The organism is Burkholderia sp. BCC1999 (assembly GCF_905339975.1).
GTDB lineage: Bacteria > Pseudomonadota > Gammaproteobacteria > Burkholderiales > Burkholderiaceae > Burkholderia.
The window spans coordinates 119165-138616 of the sequence record NZ_CAJPHP010000009.1; the positions used below are offsets into that span (position 1 = coordinate 119165).

Annotated in this window: 18 protein-coding genes; 6 read left to right on the forward strand and 12 right to left on the reverse strand. The window is 67.1% G+C overall.

The features are described from left to right. Window positions 1-111: 111 nt before the first annotated feature. The 6 genes from U5809_RS14965 to U5809_RS14990 all read right to left on the reverse strand — a co-directional run bounded on the left by U5809_RS14965 (window position 112) and on the right by U5809_RS14990 (window position 6359). Window positions 112-1131: an ABC transporter ATP-binding protein gene (locus tag U5809_RS14965; RefSeq protein WP_282508275.1), complete on the reverse strand. Its 1020-nt coding sequence runs from the start codon at window positions 1129-1131 to the stop codon at window positions 112-114. After that, complete coding sequence (locus U5809_RS14970) at window positions 1128-2120, reverse strand: ABC transporter ATP-binding protein (RefSeq protein WP_322087079.1); 993 nt, start codon at window positions 2118-2120, stop codon at window positions 1128-1130. The genes U5809_RS14965 and U5809_RS14970 overlap by 4 nt, the downstream gene beginning before the upstream one ends. Window position 2121: 1 nt before the next feature. Then, entirely contained in the window at window positions 2122-3024 is a 903-nt protein-coding gene (locus tag U5809_RS14975) for an ABC transporter permease (protein WP_282508272.1), read from the reverse strand. A 13-nt stretch (window positions 3025-3037) separates the two neighbouring features. Beyond that, window positions 3038-3976: an ABC transporter permease subunit gene (locus U5809_RS14980; protein WP_322087080.1), complete on the reverse strand. Its 939-nt coding sequence runs from the start codon at window positions 3974-3976 to the stop codon at window positions 3038-3040. Between the two features lie 11 nt (window positions 3977-3987). Then, window positions 3988-5598, reverse strand: a complete 1611-nt coding sequence (locus U5809_RS14985) for a peptide ABC transporter substrate-binding protein (RefSeq protein WP_282508270.1) — start codon at window positions 5596-5598, stop codon at window positions 3988-3990. 179 nt (window positions 5599-5777) lie between these two features. Further along, window positions 5778-6359: a cupin domain-containing protein gene (locus tag U5809_RS14990; protein ID WP_021162455.1), complete on the reverse strand. Its 582-nt coding sequence runs from the start codon at window positions 6357-6359 to the stop codon at window positions 5778-5780. A 500-nt stretch (window positions 6360-6859) separates the two neighbouring features. Between U5809_RS14990 and U5809_RS14995 the strand changes: the two genes are divergently transcribed. Continuing rightward, window positions 6860-8380, forward strand: coding sequence for an oligopeptide:H+ symporter (locus tag U5809_RS14995; RefSeq protein WP_322087081.1), 1521 nt, complete (start codon window positions 6860-6862; stop codon window positions 8378-8380). A gap of 119 nt (window positions 8381-8499) precedes the next feature. Further along, a complete protein-coding gene (locus U5809_RS15000) occupies window positions 8500-8706 on the forward strand; it encodes a hypothetical protein (protein ID WP_322087082.1) in 207 nt (68 codons plus the stop codon). Between the two features lie 46 nt (window positions 8707-8752). On the opposite strand, the gene U5809_RS15005 is transcribed toward U5809_RS15000, so the two are convergent. From U5809_RS15005 to U5809_RS15015, 3 genes are all read right to left on the reverse strand, one after another. Next, complete coding sequence (locus tag U5809_RS15005) at window positions 8753-9877, reverse strand: OpgC domain-containing protein (protein WP_322087083.1); 1125 nt, start codon at window positions 9875-9877, stop codon at window positions 8753-8755. A gap of 407 nt (window positions 9878-10284) precedes the next feature. Beyond that, a complete protein-coding gene (gene rarD / locus U5809_RS15010) occupies window positions 10285-11184 on the reverse strand; it encodes an EamA family transporter RarD (RefSeq protein WP_322087084.1) in 900 nt (299 codons plus the stop codon). Between the two features lie 16 nt (window positions 11185-11200). Beyond that, window positions 11201-11497 carry an acylphosphatase gene (locus tag U5809_RS15015; protein ID WP_034205906.1) on the reverse strand — a complete coding sequence of 99 codons (297 nt, stop codon included), beginning with the start codon at window positions 11495-11497 and terminating at the stop codon, window positions 11201-11203. Window positions 11498-11652: 155 nt separating this feature from the next. Between U5809_RS15015 and hpnA the strand changes: the two genes are divergently transcribed. Both hpnA and U5809_RS15025 read left to right on the forward strand, forming a co-directional pair. Beyond that, on the forward strand, window positions 11653-12660 hold the full coding sequence (gene hpnA, locus U5809_RS15020; protein WP_011353724.1) for a hopanoid-associated sugar epimerase: 1008 nt from the start codon (window positions 11653-11655) through the stop codon (window positions 12658-12660). A gap of 108 nt (window positions 12661-12768) precedes the next feature. Continuing rightward, window positions 12769-14172: a phage tail protein gene (locus tag U5809_RS15025; protein WP_322087085.1), complete on the forward strand. Its 1404-nt coding sequence runs from the start codon at window positions 12769-12771 to the stop codon at window positions 14170-14172. A 102-nt stretch (window positions 14173-14274) separates the two neighbouring features. On the opposite strand, the gene U5809_RS15030 is transcribed toward U5809_RS15025, so the two are convergent. Further along, a complete protein-coding gene (locus U5809_RS15030) occupies window positions 14275-15462 on the reverse strand; it encodes a glycosyltransferase (RefSeq protein WP_282508263.1) in 1188 nt (395 codons plus the stop codon). Between the two features lie 402 nt (window positions 15463-15864). On the opposite strand from U5809_RS15030, the gene ispH reads away from it, so the two are divergent. Both ispH and hpnH read left to right on the forward strand, forming a co-directional pair. Continuing rightward, the gene (ispH, locus tag U5809_RS15035) at window positions 15865-16806 is read left to right on the forward strand and encodes a 4-hydroxy-3-methylbut-2-enyl diphosphate reductase (protein ID WP_059238498.1); all 942 of its coding nucleotides are present in this window, start codon (window positions 15865-15867) and stop codon (window positions 16804-16806) included. Between the two features lie 12 nt (window positions 16807-16818). Then, complete coding sequence (gene hpnH, locus U5809_RS15040) at window positions 16819-17979, forward strand: adenosyl-hopene transferase HpnH (protein WP_176047732.1); 1161 nt, start codon at window positions 16819-16821, stop codon at window positions 17977-17979. Window positions 17980-18201: 222 nt separating this feature from the next. Here hpnH and U5809_RS15045 read toward each other — a convergent pair whose 3' ends face one another. Further along, entirely contained in the window at window positions 18202-18690 is a 489-nt protein-coding gene (locus tag U5809_RS15045; protein ID WP_322087211.1) for a hypothetical protein, read from the reverse strand. A 127-nt stretch (window positions 18691-18817) separates the two neighbouring features. Then, the gene (locus tag U5809_RS15050; protein WP_322087086.1) at window positions 18818-19195 is read right to left on the reverse strand and encodes a DUF4148 domain-containing protein; all 378 of its coding nucleotides are present in this window, start codon (window positions 19193-19195) and stop codon (window positions 18818-18820) included. Between the last annotated feature and the right edge of the window lie 257 nt (window positions 19196-19452).

Here is a 19452-nt window from a genome sequence, read left to right on the forward strand (position 1 = left end):
GCCCCCCGGCGCGCCCGGTTAAGGACGCGCCTGTACCCGCGACGCGAAGATCATTCGTGCCGCCACTGCCCCTGTTGACCTGCCTGGTTTTATTTGCCCAACTACTTCACTTCACGCCACACCCGCACGGATGCACGCGACACGCGCCGCCGACCCCTGCCGAACTTCCGGCAGCGGCACGTCCTGCGCGCATGCGTCGATCGCGACCGGGCAACGCGTGCGGAACGCGCAGCCGGACGGCGGGTTGAGCGGCGAGGGCATCTCGCCCGCCAGCAGCATCGGACGGCGAGCACGCTCGCGCGCCGGCTCCGGCGTCGGCGCCGCATCGAGCAGCGCCTTCGTGTACGGGTGCTGCGGCACGCCGTACACGTCATGCCGCGTGCCGAACTCCATCACGCGGCCGAGATACATCACGAGCACACGCTGGCTGATCGCCTTCACCACGGCGAGATCGTGTGCAACAAACAGATAGGACAACGACAGTTCGCGTTGAAGATCGCGCAGCAGGTTCACGATCTGCGCCTGGATCGACACGTCGAGTGCCGACACCGGTTCGTCGCAGATCACGAGCTTCGGCTCGCCGATCAGCGCGCGTGCGATGCCGACACGCTGGCACTGCCCGCCGGAAAATTCATGGGGATAACGCAGCAGGTGATGCGCGTTCAGGCCGACGCGTTCGAGCATCGTGACCACGCGGCGGCGCACTTCGGCGCGGCCGAGGCCGGCCTGGTGCGTGACGAGCGGCTCGGCCACCACCTGTTCGATCGTCATGCGCGGATCGAGCGACGCGAGCGGATCCTGGAAGATCATCTGCACTTCGCGCCGCATCGCGGTGCCGCGCAGGTGATCGGGCGTGACGGCGTCGCCGCGCCACTTCACCGTGCCGGCCGTCATCGGCACGAGGCCGATCAGCGCGCGCGCCAGCGTCGACTTCCCGCAGCCCGATTCGCCGACGAGACCGACCGTCTCGCCGCGCTTCACGTCGAACGACACGCCGTCGACCGCGCGCAACGTGCCCTTCGGCGACCACGGATAGCCGCCGAGCGGCACGCGGAAATGCACCTTCAGATTGTCGACGGACAGCAGCGTGTCGCCCGTCGCGCCGGCATCGCGGCGTTCATTGACGCTCATCGCAGACCTCCCGTCAGATCGGCCACCGGGCGGTGGCAGGCGCGCACCGCGCCCACGGCGCCATAGGTTTCGAGCGCGGGGCGCGTCGCGCCGCAGCGTTCTTCCGCATACGTGCAGCGCTTCGCGAACGCGCAGCCGGCCGGCGCGGTGCCGGGCATCGGCGGGTTGCCGGGAATCGCGACGAGCGGCGCATCGTCCGCGTCGGTCAGGCGCGGCAGCGCATTGAGCAGGCCGATCGTGTACGGATGCGACGGCGCCGCGAAGATCGATTCGGCCGGTGCGTATTCGACGGTGCGGCCCGAGTACATGACCATCACGTCGTCCGCGAGGCCGGCGACCACGCCCATGTCGTGCGTGATCAACACGATCGCGGTGCCTCGCTCGCGGTTCAGTTCGCGCAGCAGGTCGATGATCTGCGCCTGCACGGTCACGTCGAGCGCGGTGGTCGGCTCGTCGGCGATCAGGATTTCCGGCTCGGACAGCAGCGCCATCGCGATCATCACGCGCTGCCGCATGCCGCCCGAGAACTCGTGCGGATACATGCGGATGCGCCGCGCCGCGTCGGGAATGCGCACCGATTCGAGCGCCTCGATCGCGCGCTTCGTGGCTTCCTTGCGCGACAGCTTGCGATGCAGCTGCAGCGTCTCGGTCATCTGCCGCTCGATCGTCAGGAACGGATTGAGCGACGTCATCGGATCCTGGAAGATCATCGCGATCCGGTCGCCGCGCACCGCGTTCAGCGCGCGCGTGTCCATGGCGAGCAGGTTGTCGCCACGGTAGCGCGCGGCGCCCGTCGTCGTGCCGTTGCCGGCCAGCAGGCCAAGCAGCGCCATCACGGTCTGGCTCTTGCCCGAGCCCGATTCGCCGACGATGCCGAGCGTCTTGCCGGCTTCGAGCGAGAACGACACGCCGCTCACGGCGTCGATCGGCGGTGCGTCCTTGCGCGTGAAGCGCACGCCGAGGTTGTCTACTTCAAGCAGTGCAGCCATTTCAGCGATCCTTCGGGTCGAGCGCGTCACGCAGGCCGTCGCCGACGAAGTTCACGCAGTAGAGCGTCACGCACAGCATGACGGCCGGGGCCAGCAGCAGCCACGGCATGGATTCCAGTTTCTGCGCGCCGTCCTGGATCAGCACACCCCAGCTCGTCATCGGCTCCTGCACGCCGAGGCCGAGGAACGACAGCACCGATTCGGTCAGCACGATGCCCGGCACCGAGACCGTCGCGTACACGACGACCACGCCGAGCAGGTTCGGCACGACGTGGCGCAGCACGATCGAGGCCGGCGTCACGCCGATCGCGCGCGCAGCATCGACGAACTCGCGGTTGCGCAGCGACAGCGTCTGGCCGCGCACCACACGCGCCATGTCGATCCACGAGAACGCGCTGATGGTCAGCACGACCAGCATGAACGAGCGGCCGAACAGGGTCATCATCAGGATCGCGATCAGCAGGTACGGGATCGCGTACATCATGTCGACGATGCGCATCATCACGGAGTCGACGCGGCCGCCCGCGAAGCCCGCGGTCGCGCCCCATGCGACGCCGAACAGGCCGGACACGAGCGTGCCGAGCACGCCGACCTCGATCGACACGCGGCCGCCGATCAGCGTGCGCACGAGCAGGTCGCGGCCGAGCTCGTCGGTGCCGAACCAGTGCTGGTTCGCCCAGGTCGGCGGCAGGCTGATCGCGCCCCAGTCGCTCGCGGCGGGATCGGCCGCGAGCAGCCACGGGCCGACGAAGCAGGCGAGCGTGACCAGCGCCAGCAGCACGAGGCTGAACACGGCTGCGCGGTTGTGAAGGAAACGCGCCATCGCGAGCGCGAGCGGCGAGCGCGAACGCGGCGGCGAATCGGTCTGCACGGGCAGACCGACGACCGGAGTAGTCGGAGTCATCGCGGTGCCTCGCTCAATAACGGATGCGCGGATCGAGCCACGCATACGCGAGGTCGACCAGCAGGTTGAACAGCACTGCGCAGACGGTGGTCAGGACGACGAGGCCGAGCACCAGCGTGTAGTCGCGGTTGATGGCGCCGTTCACGACGAGCTGCCCGAGGCCCGGCAGCGCAAACACCGATTCGGTGACGACGGCCGCCGTGATCGACGAGATGCAGACCGTGCCGAACAGCGACACGACCGGCATCAGCGCGGGCTTCAGCGCATGGCGCAGCACGATCGTCGAGCCCGGCAGGCCCTTTGCGCGCGCGGTGCGGATGTAGTTGCTCGACAACGTCTCGATCATCGAGCCGCGCATCACGCGCGCGAGCAGCGACATGTTGATGAAGGTCAGCAGCACGATCGGCAGCAGCCGGTATTGCCAGCCGCCGTCGCCCCAGCCGCCCGCCGGCAGCCAGCCGTTGCCGGCCGACGTCTTCAGCAGGATCGCGAAGATCCACACGAGCACCGGGCCGAGCACGAACGGCGGCACGACGTTGCCGACGTTGCCGATCAGCATCACGACGCGGTCGACGAAGCTGTCGCGGCGTACCGCCGCGACGGTGCCGAGCAGCACGCCCAGCCCGATCGAGATCGGGATCGACACGCCGCCCACGCCGACGCTCACGGGCAGCGCCTTCATCACGAGGTCGTTCACCGACCAGTCGACGTAGCGGAACGACGGACCGAGATCGCCATGCAGCAGCGAATCGAGGTACATCAGGTACTGCTTCCACAACGGCTGATCGAGGTGGTACTTCGCGTTCAGGTTCGCGAGCGTCGCGGCGGACAACTGCTTTTCCGTATCGAACGGACCGCCGGGCGTGAAATGCAGCAGCAGGTAGCAGACGGTGACGACCGCGAGGATCGTCGGCACCGCCCACAACGTGCGCCTCAATGCGTAGGCCAGCATGATCGCTCCGCTCAGTGCTTGATCAGGTACATGTCCTGCGAAGCACGCATGTCGATCACGTTCTTCAGCGAGTAGCCGCCCACGTAGGGCTTCACGAGACGATCGGCCGAGTACTGGAACAGCGGCACCATCGGCGTGTCGTTCAGCGCCATGTCATGCGCTTGCGTGAGCAGCGCGGCGCGCGCCTTGTCGTCGAGCTTCTGGTTGCCTTCGTCGACGAGCGCGTCGGCCTGCTTGTTGCAGTAGCCGACGGTGTTCTGCGCGCTGCCGCAGCGCAGCAGGTCGAAGAACGTCATCGCGTCGTTGTAGTCGGCGAACCAGCCGTCGCGCGCGATCTGCACCTTGCCGTCATGACGCTCCTTCATCAGCACCTTGAACTCGACGTTCTCGAGCTTCGTGTTGACGCCGAGCTTGGTACGCCATTCCGACGCCGCGAACAGCGCGACCTTCTTGTGCAGGTCGTTGGTGTTGTAGGTCAGCGTGAATGCCAGCGGCTTCGCATCCGAGTAGCCGGCCTGCTTCAGCAGGTCCTTCGCGGCCGAGACGCGCTTGGCCATCGGCCACGACGCCCAGTCCGGCGTGAACGGCTGCACGCCCTTCGTGCCGTTCGGCATCAGGCCGTACATCGGCTTCTCGCCGGCTTGCGTGAGCTTTTGCGTCAGCACGTCGCGATCGAGCACCATCGACAGCGCCTGGCGCACGCGCTTGTCCTTCAGCGCCGGATCGTTGTTGTTCAGGTAGTAGTAGTAAGTCGCGAGCTGCAGGCCCTGGCGCAGTTCGCCGCCGAACTGCTTGCTGACCTGCTGGAAGATCCCCGACGGGATCGAGTAGCTGTAGTCGATCTGGCCGGCCTGGTACATGCGCATCGCCGTCTCGTCGCTCTCGATCGGCAGGTACGTGACCTTGTTGACCACGACCTTCGGCGCATTCCAGTACTTCGCATCCTTCGAGATCACGATGCGGTTGTTCGGCTGCCAGTCGACGAGCTGGTACGCGCCGTTGCTGACGATGTTGCCCGGGCGCGTCCACGCGTCGCCAAGCTTCGTCACCGTGTCCTTGTTCACCGGCGCGAGCGGCACCATCGCCGTCAGCTCGGGGAAGAACGCGACGGGCACGTCGGTCGTCACTTCCAGCGTGTACGGATCGACGGCACGCACGCCGAGCGTCGACGGCGCGGCCTTGCCCGCGATGATGTCCTTCGAGTTCTTCACGAATTCGACAAGGATCGTGTACTTCGAGCCCGTCTTCGGATCGACGAGGCGCTGCCACGAATAGACGAAATCGGCGGCCGTCACCGGCTGGCCGTTGCTCCACTTCGCGTCATGGCGAAGCTTGAAGATCCACGTCGTCGGCGTCTTGCGTTCCCACGACAGCGCGACACCCGGCACGACCTGGCCGGCTGCGTCGATGCGGGCCAGCCCTTCGAACAGGTCGAGGCCGATCGTGTTGCCGGTCCACGATTCGATGTGCGCGGGGTCGAGCGACTCGACTTCGGCGGGCACCTGGCGCGTCAGGTCCTGTTGAGGAGCGAGCGCGACGTTCGACGGAACGGAAACGGCGTGGGCGACAGGCGTCAGGGCGAGCGCGGCCAGCACGGCCGACATGGCATGCAAGGATTTCATCGTGGCAGTCTTGAGAAGGGTTGTTCGGTGAGCGTCGCGCGGCGGATGCCGCGGATTACGCGTGAGACGCTGACGGGTGCAGCGATTGAGGAGGCCCGTGATTCTCGTGTAGCATTTTAGTATTCCTTACGTTTCTTTCGACAGGCATCCCGTCTTCGAAACGAAGGAATACCTGTGCGTTAGAACAGCCTCGGTGTACCCACCCAGACCACCACCGACTCGATCTTCGCGGTGTTGACCCAGCTGTGCGGCACCGTCGACTGATAGTGCGAACTGTCGCCGGCCTGCAGGACGAACGTCTTGCCTTCCAGCGTCAGCGACACTTCCCCTTCAATCACATACAGGAACTCCTCTCCTGCATGTGTCGTCACCTCCGACCGTTTCTGCCCCGGCGGCATCCTCACGAGGATCGCCTCCAGCTGGCGCCCTTCGGACACGTTCGTCAGCCTCGCGAACAGGTTCGCCGAATCGGCAAACCCGAAGAAGCGCAGCTGCTCGCCTCGGCAGACCGAGCGTTCTTCACTCGGCGTATCCACGAAGTACTGCACCGTCACACCGAGCGCGTGTGCGATACCGGCCAGCGACGTCAATGACGGCGACGCGAGCCCGCGCTCGACTTGAGACAGAAACGGCTTCGAAATCCCCGCGGCGGTAGCGGTGTCGTCGAGCGTGCGCTTGAGTCGTTGACGCAACGCGCGAATCTTGCTGCCCAGTGCGGCGGCAGCGTCTGCGGACCGCGAGTTTTCAGTGGGGGGAACCATAGCAGGCCGAAAAGTGATCGTCAAAAAATGTTTGATGGAAAATAACTAAGTTAGATCGATATAGCTTAGTCTTCGGGTTCGCACACGTCTCCGGTGTTGAGCCCGGTGCACTAAACGGGGCACGAGGCGAGCGAAACGACGCGCTATCTTGCCAGACTCGCCGGCTTCACAGGCAAGCTGCAAGCGGCTCTCCGGGAATCTTCGGAGGACCTGCGCGGATTCTTACAAATAGATGATGAGACGAATGTTCCTGAAAGCTGCTGCCACATCGGGAGTTTCCCTAGGTGGCGCACACCTGTCGCACCGGACCGGCAACCGTTACCATGCGCGCGCCGGTCGGGGACCTTCCCCGCCCCACCAGGCGGTGTCCGACCCCGGCCCGGGCTAATCCGCCCGACTGTTCCATCGCCAGCGCAAAGCTTACCCGGCCCATTGCGCAACGGCGCCAGTTCGACCCCAAGACGACGCGCGATCCGTGCCGTCCGTTTCAACCGAGATTGATGATGCATTCACCTGTTTCACAAACCCGATCGTTCACGACGGTCTTCCTCATCGAAATGTGGGAGCGCTTCGGCTACTACGGCATGGCCGCGCTCCTGGTCCTCTTCATGGTCGACCGGCTCGGTTTCACCGACAGCCATGCGAACCTGACCTGGGGTGCGTTCACCGCACTCGTCTATGCGGCGCCGTCGATCGGCGGCTGGATCGGCGACAAGGTGCTCGGCGCCCGTCGCACGATGATCATCGGCGCGGCCGTGCTGTGCGCCGGCTACCTGATGCTTGCGGTACCGAACGACCAGCTGACGTACATGTATGCGTCGCTCGGCGTGATCGTCGTCGGCAACGGCCTGTTCAAGGCCAACGCGGCGAACCTCGTGCGCCGCATCTACGAAGGCGACGACGCGCGCATCGACAGCGCGTTCACGATCTACTACATGGCGGTCAACATCGGCTCGACGGTGTCGATGCTCGCGACGCCGTGGATCAAGGATCACTGGGGCTGGCACGCCGCGTTCGCGGTCTGCTGCGGCGGCATGCTGCTCGCGATCCTCAACTTCATGCTGATGCATCGCACGCTCGCCCACGTCGGCTCGCGGCCGGACGACGAACCGATCCGCTGGAAGCGCCTCGGCGCGGTCGCGCTGGGCGGCGTCGCGCTCGCACTGGTCACGCTGTACGTGCTGCAGCACAAGCAGCTCGCCGTGGCCAGCGTGTGGACGGCGGCGTTCGCGATCCTCGCGATCTTCGCCTACATGATCGCGAAGTCGGAACGCTCGGAGCGCGCAGGCCTGATCGCGGCACTCGTGCTGATCGGCCAGGTGATCCTGTTCTTCATCTTCTACGTGCAGATGTCGACGTCGCTGACGCTGTTCGCACTGCGCAACGTCGACCCGCGCTTCATCCTGTTCGACACGACGCTGTTCACGTGGAGCGCCGCGCAGTTCCAGGCACTGAACCCGATCTGGATCATGCTGCTGAGCCCGCTGCTCGTGTGGGTCTACAACGCCGTCGCCAAAAGCGGCCGCGACCTGCCGGTCGCCGCGAAGTACGCGCTCGGCTTCGGCGCAGTTGCCGCGGGCTACCTGGTGTTCACGATCAGCGGCCGCTATGCGGTGGACGGCCGCGTGTCGTCGTGGTTCATGGTGTGGGGCTACGGCCTCTACTCGCTCGGCGAACTGCTGGTGAGCGGCCTCGGCCTCGCGATGATCGCCCGCTACGTGCCGGCGCGCATGAGCGGCTTCATGATGGGTGCGTATTTCGTTGCGACGGGTGTGTCGCAGTATCTGGGCAGCGTCGTCGCGAACTTCGCGCAGATGCCGTCGCACGAACTGCCGGCCACCGAATCGCTGCCGCTCTACCTGTCGCTGTTCGAGAAGCTCGGTTGGCTCGCCGCGGTCGGCATGGTGCTCGCCCTGCTGCTGCTGCCGCTGATGAACCGCCTGTCGCGCCAGCATCAGCGCTGCGCGGAAGAGCGTCGCGAAGAAGCGCTGGAGACGCAGGGCGTCGCAGCGGCCCAGTAAGTACTATCCCTTGGCGTGCGGCCTGCACGCCACATTCTCCCGCCAGGCACGCGAACGCGTCCTACACTGGTTGCAGGACATGCATCCGCTTCGCGCGATGCGCCTGGCGGGAGAAAACCATGAAAAGCAAGACAACGAGGCTGCTGAGGATACTGTCGGACATCCGGCACGCTCGGCACTGCACCGCGATGCGCGCCGCCCGGGCCGCAGCCGAAGCCGACGCGGTACTCGCGGAACACGACGATCCCGTGCAGGACGAACGCGACGACGCCGAATCCGACGACGCAACCGCCGTGCCCCGCTCCCGTATCGGCTCACCTCACTGACGCCGCGCGGCACACACCGTGCCGCTCGCACCGCCTCCCGCGCCGCTTACGCGGCCGCACTGCGCCACCGCGCGATCCACGTTCCCGAACCGGCCACGGCCATCATCAGCCCGAGCGCGCACGCGTCGGCCACGAGGCCCACGCCGACATGCCGCAGATCGGCGCTGCGTACGACCGGATGCAGCAGCGAATCGATGACGAGCGAAATCGCCGCGCCCGCTACGAAGCAGATCAACCCGCGCTGGCCGACCGCCACGACGGGCCGCACCCCCTGCGCGATCCGTGCGATCCAGCCGAAGCGCACGCAATCGGCCATCAGCCACGCGATGGCCGCGAAGCTCACGACGCGCGGCAGCGCGAGGTCGCGCTTGAACACGCCTTCGGGCAGCGGCAATCCCGAGAACAGCTTGTAGCTCGCGCAACCGAGCACGATCGCGCACGCGAGCCCGGTCGCCGCCGCGCCCCAGCGCCCGAGCGCGACGTGCCGGTAAAACGGCTGGCAGCGCGCGAGCACGCCGGCGACGAACATCAGTTGCCAGGCGAACGGGTTGAAGCTCCAGCGGAAGCCGTCGGTATCCAGCAGCTCGGGGCCGAGCCAGCCGGCCGCGACCCACGACGCGACGCCAAGCGCGACGAGCAGCCACGGACGACGGCGCGCGAACGGCACGAGCACCGGCGACGCGAGCGCGAACAGCACGTACATCGGCAGCACCGACGCGAGATACGGCTGGCGCTGGAACGTCAGCAATTCGGCGAGGCCCGTGAGCGGCGACGCGAGCATCACGCTGACGTCGTCGAGCGCGAGGTTCGGCGCATCGATTCCGTAGTGGTCGAGCACGGCCGACACGACGAGCATCAGCGTCGACGTCGCGAGAAACGCGCGGTAGATCTGCATCGCGCGATGCACGAACCGCCGCTGCGCGGCGCGCGCGCCATGCCGCTCGGCGATCGCGCCGTACGCACTCGCGGTCGCGAAGCCGCCGAGAAACACGAACACCTCGGCTGCATCGCACAGCGCGAACGCATGCAGCGTCACGCGCGACAGCACGCTCGCACCGATGTGATCGACGACGATCATCAACAGCACGAGCCCGCGGAAGAAGTCGATTTCGATCAGGCGGCCGCTGCGTGGCGACTGGATCGTGGTGGAAGACGGCGGGCTCAACGACATGAGCGCACCGGCACGACGACGGTGCGGCACGCACCGTGGAAGGGATCGGGAAGAAGAAGGCGAGCGCGATCAGCGGCGATACGCGTATGCTCGCATCGCGCCAACCCGGCTGGCCAGGCACGGAGATGACCGTTCATTGAAAAGCTGCATACGAAGGGAAGTCGGTCAGGCCAGTCTAATGGCCGATCGGGGGAGACCCTAAGTAACAAAGTGCAACCGAATCTTCTGTTCGATTACACGCGCGAGCCATGTGGAGCAAAGCGGTCGGCGTCGCCAGATTCACGTCAGCGCGACGCCAGCTTGCGGTCAGCCTCGATGCATTCGACCGCTGAACGAGCGCGGTTCGATCGTCGAACGATGCGCGATGCGCGGCGCGCTCCATGCGGCCGCCGCATCGCGATCGGCGCTTATCCGCGTGCCGGCAGACGCCGCATCAGCATCGCGCTGTGCCACGCGGTGAGCGCGACGGCGACCCAGATCGGCCCGTACGTCGCGAGCTTCGCGACGCTCAGCGTCTCGCCGAGCAACAGCAGCGACACGGCGACGAGCAGCACGGGTTCGACGTAGCCGAGGATCCCGAACAGCGCCATCGGCAGCATCCGGCTCGCCTTGAGGTAGCTGGCGAGCGCGAGCGTGCTGAGCACGCCGAGCCCCGGCAGCAACGCCGCCCACAGCACCGGATGCTCCGCGACGCGGGTCGTGCTCGTCGCGACCATCGCGAACGCGATCGGGCACAGCAGTGCGATCTCGACCGCGAACGCGGCGAGCGAATCGGCGTTGATCCGCCGGCGCAACACGAAATACGGCGGATAGCCGAGCGCGACGACAAGCGTCGGCCACGCGAACGCGCGCGTCGCCCACACTTCGTGCGCGACGCCGAGCGCGGCGCACGCAACCGCCGCCCACTGCAGCGGGTCGAGCCGCTCGTGATAGTAGAAGCGGCCGACGAGCACCATCGTCAGCGGCAACAGGAAATAGCCGAGCGACACTTCGAGCATGCGGCCGTGCAGCGGCGCCCACAGGAACAGCCACAGCTGCACGCCGAGCAGCGCCGCGCTCACCGGCAGCGCGATCAGCAGGCGCCAGTCGCGCACGGTGCGCCGCGCGAGTTCGACGAGCGCCGGCCAGCGGCCGCGCAGCGCGATCAGCGCGAGTGCGCCCGGCGCGGTCCACAATACGCGCCACGCGAAGATGTCGAGCCCCGTGAGCGGCGCGAGCAGTTTCGCGTAAGCCGACATCAGCGCGAACAGCGTCGACGCCATCACCGACAGCATGAGGCCGCGCCCGGCTTCCGGATACCCCGTCATGATTGTTCTGCGCCGCTTACTGTTGCTGGAAACGCTCGAAGCGCCTTTCGGTCTGACGCTCCTCGAACGTCACTTCGGTCACGCGCGCGGCCGGCGGCCCGTGACGCAGCCACGCGAGCATCCGGTCGATCTGCGCGCCGGGCCCCTGGATCATCGCCTCGACGGTGCCATCCTCGAGATTCGCGACCCAGCCGCGCAGTTTCAGCGCGTGCGCCTCGCGCACCGTCGCATGACGGAAACCGACGCCCTGCACGACGCCGCGCACCCGCACGTAGTAGGTCTCGATCCGTTCGTCCAGTTCATTGCGGCTCATCGCGTCGCCCTCCCGTTGCATTCAAGCCCGGCATTGTAGTCGCGTCGGCGGCTTCGCACACGCGCCGGCCAGGCGTCGCCGCGCGCGCCGACCACGTACAATCTCGCCGACGCTCAACCGCCGCGCCGCCCCGCGCGCGGCCCTGAAGGAAACGCATGACTGATACCTCCCGCGATCTCGTTCTCGTCACCGGCGCGTCCGGTTTCGTCGGCTCGGCCGTCGCACGCATCGCGCAGCAGAAAGGCTATGCGGTGCGCGTGCTCGTGCGCCCGACCAGCCCGCGCACGAACGTCGCGGATCTCGATGCCGAGATCGTCACCGGCGACATGCGCGACGAGGCGTCGATGCGCGCCGCGCTGCGCGGCGTGCGCTACCTGCTGCACGTCGCGGCCGACTACCGGCTGTGGGCGCCGGACCCCGACGAGATCGAGCGCGCGAACCTCGAGGGCGCGGTCGCGACGATGCGCGCGGCCCGCGCGGAGGGCGTCGAGCGGATCGTCTACACGAGCAGCGTCGCGACGCTGAAGGTGACGAGCGCCGGCGATCCGTCCGACGAGAACCGGCCGCTCACGGCCGAGCAGGCGATCGGGGTGTACAAGCGCAGCAAGGTGCTCGCGGAGCGCGCGGTCGAGCGGATGATCGCCGACGAAGGCCTGCCGGCCGTGATCGTCAATCCGTCGACGCCGATCGGCCCGCGCGACGTGAAGCCGACGCCGACCGGCCGCATCATCGTCGAAGCCGCGCTCGGCAAGATTCCCGCGTTCGTCGATACGGGGCTGAACCTCGTGCACGTCGACGACGTCGCGCACGGCCACTTCCTCGCGCTCGAGCGCGGCCGGATCGGCGAACGCTACATCCTCGGCGGCGAAAACCTGCCGCTGCAGCAGATGCTCGCCGACATCGCACAGATGACGGGCCGCAAGGCGCCGACGATCGCGTTGCCGCGCTGGCCGCTGTACCCGCTCGCGGTCGGCGCAGAAGCCGTCGCGAAGTTCACGAAGAAGGAACCGTTCGTCACCGTGGACGGGCTGCGGATGTCGAAGAACAAGATGTATTTCACGTCGGCGAAGGCCGAGCGCGAGCTCGGCTACCGTGCGCGTCCGTACCGCGAAGGGCTGCGCGACGCGCTCGACTGGTTCGGCTCGGCGGGCTACCTGAAGTAACACAAAGCGGCGCGGCTCGCGCCGCTTTGCGCACTTTGTTACACGTCCCGCGCGGACCGGCGCCGGCGCAGCGGGTAAAATCGCGGGTCTTACGCAGAGAAGACACGCATGAACCTGAACGATCAGATCGCTTCGCTCACCACGGGCGTCGATCAGCTCCTCCACGATCACCACGCCGCACAGCAGGCGGCACGCAGCGCGGAAGCCTTCGCGCGCGCCGCCGCGGCGGAAGCCCAGGCCGCGGCCGAACGTCACGCCGCCGCGGAAACCGAAGCGCAGGCCGCCGCGCAGCGCCACACGGCCGCTGCCGCCGACGCGGAAGCCGCGCAGCAGCGCCACGCCGACGCGACCGCCACGGCCGAAGCTGCCGCTCAACGTCATACGGATGCCGCCGCGCAGGCCGAAGCGGCCGTGCAGCGCCATGCGGAAGCCACTGCGCTGACCGAAGCGCTCGCGCAGCGTCACGCGGATGCCGAAGCCGCCTCGCAGCGCCACGCGGCTGCGATCGCCGAAGCCGAGGCCGCCGCGCAGCGTCATCACGCCGCCGCGACCGACGCCGATGCGGCCGCGCAACGTCATGCGGCCGCGACCGTCGAGGCCGAAGCCGCCGCGAAGCGCCACGCGGAAGCGACCGCCGAAGCCGAAGCCGCCGCGCAACGCCACACGGCCGCGATTGCCGAGGCCGAAGCGCTTGCACAACGTCACACGCAGGCGATCGCCGACGCCGAGGCTGCCGCGCAGCGTCACGCCGCCGCGGCCGCCGAGGCCGAAGCCGTCACGCGGCGCCACGCCGAAGCGATCGCGCAGGCCGAAGCGGCCGCGCAACGCCATGCCGACGCGACCGCCGAAGCCGAGGCCGTCACGCAGCGCCATACGGAAGCGATCGCGCAGGCCGAAGCGGCCGCGCAGCATCACGCGAAAGCCATTGCCGACGCCGAGGCGCTGGTCGAGGCCGTCGTCAAGGAAGCCGCGACGAACGCGGTTGCCGCCCGTGCGGTGGCGGCCGAAGTCGTCGACCCGGCACCGGCGGATTCGCCGGCGGCGGAAGCGGTCGTGAACGCGGCCTCGCCGGCTGCGACCGAAACGCTCGGCGTCGTCGACGCATCGGTTGTTGCCGAAACCGCACTCGTCCCGGCGGCGCAAGCCGAGCCCGTGACCGAGGTCGAGGCCGCGCCGGTCGCCGCTGACAAGGCGACGCTGCACGTGTCGCGTCCGACGCAGAACGAACTCACGCTGACCGTCAACGGCCAGTCGATCACGCTGCATCCGGAGCAACTGGGCCAGCTGATCGAGGAACTCGCGCACGCACGCGCGTCGATGCAGCCGGAGCCGCCGCCCGGCATCCCGTCCGGCTGGCGCTTCGTGACGACGAAGAACCCGATGATGGCCGTGCAGAAGCAGTCGAACGGCGATCGCCTGCTGGTGGCCCGCCACACCGGCTACGGCTGGGTGCCGTTCACGTTCTCGCCGGACGTCGTGGTCCAGATGTACATGATGCTGACCCAGCGGTAAGCGCCGGCAGGCAGCACCGCCGAAAACACAACGGCCCGACCGGTTCGCACCGATCGGGCCGTTTGCTTGCCGGCTGCCGGGAGGCGTGCCTCCCGGCAGTACTCAGCGCTCCACCGGCGCCTGCACGCGCGCCTTCCACTGGCCGCCCTTGCCGCGCCAGTAGCGCCACGCGGACGCGAACGTCGCGCCCACATAGAACAGCGCGACAAGCGGCAACGCGGGCGCCCACAGCGGCGAGCGGCGGTAGTAGCGCAGCATCGGCGCATACGCGGCGCACATCGACGCCCACGCGAGCCAGGCCGGCCATGCACGCGCGCCGTACGCGAGCGCCGCGACGGGCGGCACGAGATAGATGATCGTCATCCCGAGCAGCGTGCCGGCCAGCAGCAGCGGCGAATAGTGCAGCTGCGTGAACGCGGTGCGCGCGATCATGTTCCAGATATCGCGCCAGCTGTCGTACGGGCGCAGCGACACGCTGCGATCGGCCAGGTCGAGACGGATCGGATGGCGGCCGCTGCCGCGATGCTTGATCTGCGCGGCCAGGCTGCAGTCGTCGATCAGCGCGCCGCGGATCGATTCGATGCCACCGGCTTCCTCGAGCGCCGCGCGCTTCACGAGCATGCAGCCGCCGGCAGCGCCGGCCGTGCGATTGCGCGGGTTGTTGATCCACGAGAACGGGTACAGCTTCGCGAAGAAGAACACGAACGCCGGGATCAGCGCCTTTTCCCAGAACGAATCGCAACGCAGCCGCACCATCAGCGACACGAGATCGCGATTCTCGGCCTGCGCACGCGTGACCAGCTGCGCGACGGCGTCGGGCGGATGGCCGATGTCGGCATCCGTCAGCAGCAGGTAATCGGCCGGCAGGCCGAGCGTCTGCACCGCGGCGATCCCCTGCGACTGCGCCCACACCTTGCCCGACCAGCCGGCCGGCAGCGGCTTCGCGCTCAGCACCGTCAGCCGGTCGGCGCGATTGATCGCGAGTGCGGCCGCGCGAGCCGCATCGGCGGTGCCGTCGTCGCTGTGGTCGTCGACAATGATCAGATGAAATTCGCCCGGGTAATCCTGCTCGAGCAGCGAAGTCGCCGCGCGGGCGATCACGTCGGCCTCGTTACGCGCCGGCACGACCGCGACGACGGCCGGCCAGCCGGCCTCGGCAGCCGCCCCGCGCGCCTCGGGCGGCAGCGGCCGCGCGGGCTGCGCACGCCAGAAGCCGCCGCGCGCGACGAGCAGCACGATCCAGATCATCAGCGACAGGCCGGACACCAGGAAAGCAATCACCAGCATCATCGGCATGCCTCCTGCCGGGTGCCGGCTTGCCCGATTTCAATAAGGGTCAGGAACAAAACACCCGAAACCGCATGGGCGGCCGGGCAATACGCAAAAGAATCGACGGTCATCGAATGGCCTTGAAATGAGCGCGACGCCGGGCAGCCGGAGCGGCTGCCCGCGAAACCGCGTAGTTTACTGGGTTCCGCGCGCGCCAGCGCCGACGCGGCTCTCCCGCAATTGCAACAGCGCCGATACAGCACCAAAGCACGGACGGCCCGATAGGGTTAAAATGCGCGATTAATTCGGGGTTCCGGGGCCTGGCCGGCCGGTTCGTTCCTGCCTTCATAACATCAAGCCGGGGCGAGCGAGCGAGTGCCAGCTCCTCGAACCCCGGTGTCTGTCGTCGGAGTTCGCTCACCTATGCGAGTCATCCTTGCCCAGCCCCGCGGCTTTTGTGCGGGGGTTGTCCGTGCGATCGAGATCGTCGATCGCGCGCTGCAACAGCACGGTGCGCCGGTTTATGTACGCCATGAAATCGTGCATAACCGGCACGTCGTAGAAAATCTGCGTAATAAAGGGGCACGATTCGTTGAGGAACTCGACGAGGTGCCGCACGGCGCTGTCGCGATCTTCAGCGCGCACGGTGTCGCCCAGACGGTCGAGCGCGACGCGGAAACGCGCGGGCTCGACGTGCTCGACGCGACCTGTCCGCTCGTCACGAAGGTGCACGTGCAGGGCCGTCAGTATGTCGGGGCGGGTCGCCGGCTGATCCTGATCGGCCACGCGGGCCACCCGGAAGTCGAGGGTACGATCGGCCAGATTCCGGCCGAGGTGATCCTCGTGCAGAGCGAAGCCGAAGTCGATACGCTGACGCTGCCCGTCGACACGCCGGTTGCGTACATCACGCAGACCACGCTGTCGGTCGACGATACGCGCGGCATCATCGAAGCGCTGCAGCGCCGGTTCACCGACATCGTCGGCCCGGACACGCGTGACATCTGCTACGCCACGCAAAATCGCCAGGCCGCCGTACGCGAGCTGAGCGAACAGGTTGACGTGCTGCTCGTCGTCGGTGCGACGAACAGCTCGAACTCGAACCGCCTGCGCGAGATCGGCACCGAAAGCGGTGTGCCGAGCTACCTCGTCGCCGACGGTTCGGAAGTGAAGGCCGAATGGTTCGCGGGTGTGCAGACGGTCGGCCTGACGGCCGGCGCGTCGGCGCCCGAAGAGATGGTCGAAGATGTAATTGGCGCGCTGCGCGCGCTGGGGCCCGTCGATGTCGCGACGATGGCGGGCCGTGAGGAAAAAGTCGAATTCAAGCTGCCGGCGAAGCTCACGCAAGCTGTCGCCCGCGAAGTTTAAGGAGGACATCCCTTGTCTATTCCGCTGCTCCAGCAAGTCCGTGTCGGCGCCTATATCGTGCGCCAGCACCTGTCCGGCAACAAACGCTATCCGCTCGCGCTGATGCTCGAGCCGCTGTTCCGCTGCAACCTCGCGTGCAACGGCTGCGGCAAGATCGATTATCCGGATCCGATCCTGAACCAGCGCCTGTCCGTCGAGGAATGCCTGCAGGCCGTCGACGAGTGCGGCGCGCCCGTCGTGTCGATCGCCGGTGGCGAGCCGCTGCTCCACAAGGAGATGCCGGAAATCGTCAAGGGCATCATGAAGCGCAAGAAATTCGTGTACCTGTGCACGAACGCGCTGCTGATGGAAAAGAAGATGGACGACTACGAGCCGAGCCCGTATTTCGTCTGGTCGGTCCACCTCGACGGCGACAAGGAAGCGCACGATCACTCGGTGTCGCAGGATGGCGTGTACGACAAGGCCGTCGCGGCAATCAAGGAAGCGAAGCGCCGCGGCTTCCGCGTGAACATCAACTGCACGCTGTTCAACGATGCAGTGCCGGAGCGCGTCGCGAAGTTCTTCGACACGCTGGGCCCGATCGGCGTCGACGGCATCACGGTGTCGCCGGGTTACGCGTACGAACGCGCGCCGGATCAGCAGCACTTCCTGAACCGCGACAAGACGAAGAACCTGTTCCGCGAAATCCTGAAGCGCGGCGAAGGCGGCAAGCGCTGGTCGTTCAGCCAGTCGTCGCTGTTCCTCGACTTCCTGGCCGGCAACCAGACGTACAAGTGCACGCCGTGGGGCAACCCGGCGCGTACGGTGTTCGGCTGGCAGAAGCCGTGCTACCTGGTCGGCGAAGGTTACGTGAAGACCTTCAAGGAACTGATGGAAACGACGGAGTGGGACAACTACGGCGTCGGCAACTACGAGAAGTGCGCGGATTGCATGGTCCACTGCGGCTTCGAGGCGACCGCCGTGATGGACACGATCTCGAACCCGCTGAAGGCGCTGAAGGTGAGCCGCAAGGGCATCAAGACCGACGGCCCGTTCGCACCGGACATCTCGATCGCGAAGCAGCGTCCGGCCGAGTACGTGTTCTCGCGCCACGTCGAGATCAAGCTCGAGGAAATCCAGCGCGCCGGCAAGGGCAAGCTGCAGAAGCCGGCCAAGCCGGCAGCCGCGGCTTAAGCGCGTTGCGCCACGCGGGGGCTGTGCCTCCGCGCAGGTGACAAAAATAAAGCGCCACGGATTCGCTCCGTGGCGCTTTTGCTTTGGGCAGCGTTTCGCCGTCACCGTGTCACCGTAACGTCGCGACGGCCGCGCAATCGCCGAAGCCGCGCGATTGCATCGACCGTGCCGGTGCGGCCGGCCCTGTCTCCTCCATCCTCCCTGCAAAACCGGTGTGCGGCGCTATGCGGCCAGCGAGTCGATCACGTGCGAGCGCATCTTCTCCGCCGCGCTCGCGACGAGCGCCGGCTGGCCGCATGACGCGAACGTGCAGACATGACGCCACAGCTCCGCCAGCCGATGCCGCGTGAGCGTCGCAACGCAGGTGTCGTGCGCGGCAAGCACACGCTCGAGCACCGCACATTCGTCATCGTGCAACGTCCATGCGCCGCTTTGCGCCGCGCGCGCCGCACCGGCTTCGAGCGCGCGCTCCGCGTGAACGCACAGGTCGATGTCCGCTTCGGCGTACCGCGTATCGTCGAGCGCGAGGAACACCAGGTAGACGCTCGTGCGCAACCGCATCAGCAGCACTTCGTTGCCGTGCTCGCCGCGCAGCGCGACGAGCGCCATGTGGCATTTCAGCGAGATGTCGCGTGCATGCGCGGGGGGCAGCGGCAGCAGCCACTCACGCGTCAGCGGCACGTGGCGGCGGTGTTTCCGGGCGGCCTTCATGATTCGTGCCCACTTGCCGGCGCTTCGCTGCGCGGCGACGCTGCTCGCGCGTCCGGCAGCCGGCACAGCGCCAACGCGCGCACGACGCCGGCCAATCGGTTCGGGCATGCCATGCTCGTCTCCTGCATCAGAACGTGTTCTCGCCCTTCAGGTAGTACGCGGTCTTCACGAAGAAGGCCTTCACCGGATGGCCGCTCTGCGCGTCGCGAGCGGCGCGCGCTTCCATCGCGGCCCGCTCCTCGCGCGACCGGTCAGGCACCGGATTGTGGACACGGTCGAGCGCTTGCTGCATCGCAAGCGGATAGTTCTGGTTGCCGGCCGTCGTCGCGCGATAGCCGGCGCGGGTCATCTGCATCAGTTGCGCATTGGTTTCGGCACGCGCCGCCGACCAGGTCGACTGCGCGGCATTCGACGACCAGTCCGGGCCGGCAGACTGCGCAAAGCTGACGGCAGGCAGCGCAACGAGTGCGCAGGAAAGAACAGCAACGGGAACGAGGGATCGCATAGTGGCCTCCAGATGGTTGTCCCCGCATCGATCGCGATCGTCGATGCGTTGAAATCATCGTATGTCGTGCCGCATGCCACTTGAATAGCCGATTCCGCAATTGATATTTTCGGCTTCGGAATCCGGCGTGCGGGCGCGTCTTTCGCGAATCCCGTCGAACGGGAATTTCTTTATTTCATTCAACGACCTGATCCCGCTTTTGCGCGCGACCGAAAGCGGCGCGCATTGCGCTTTTTCAATTTCCGAAATGACGTGTT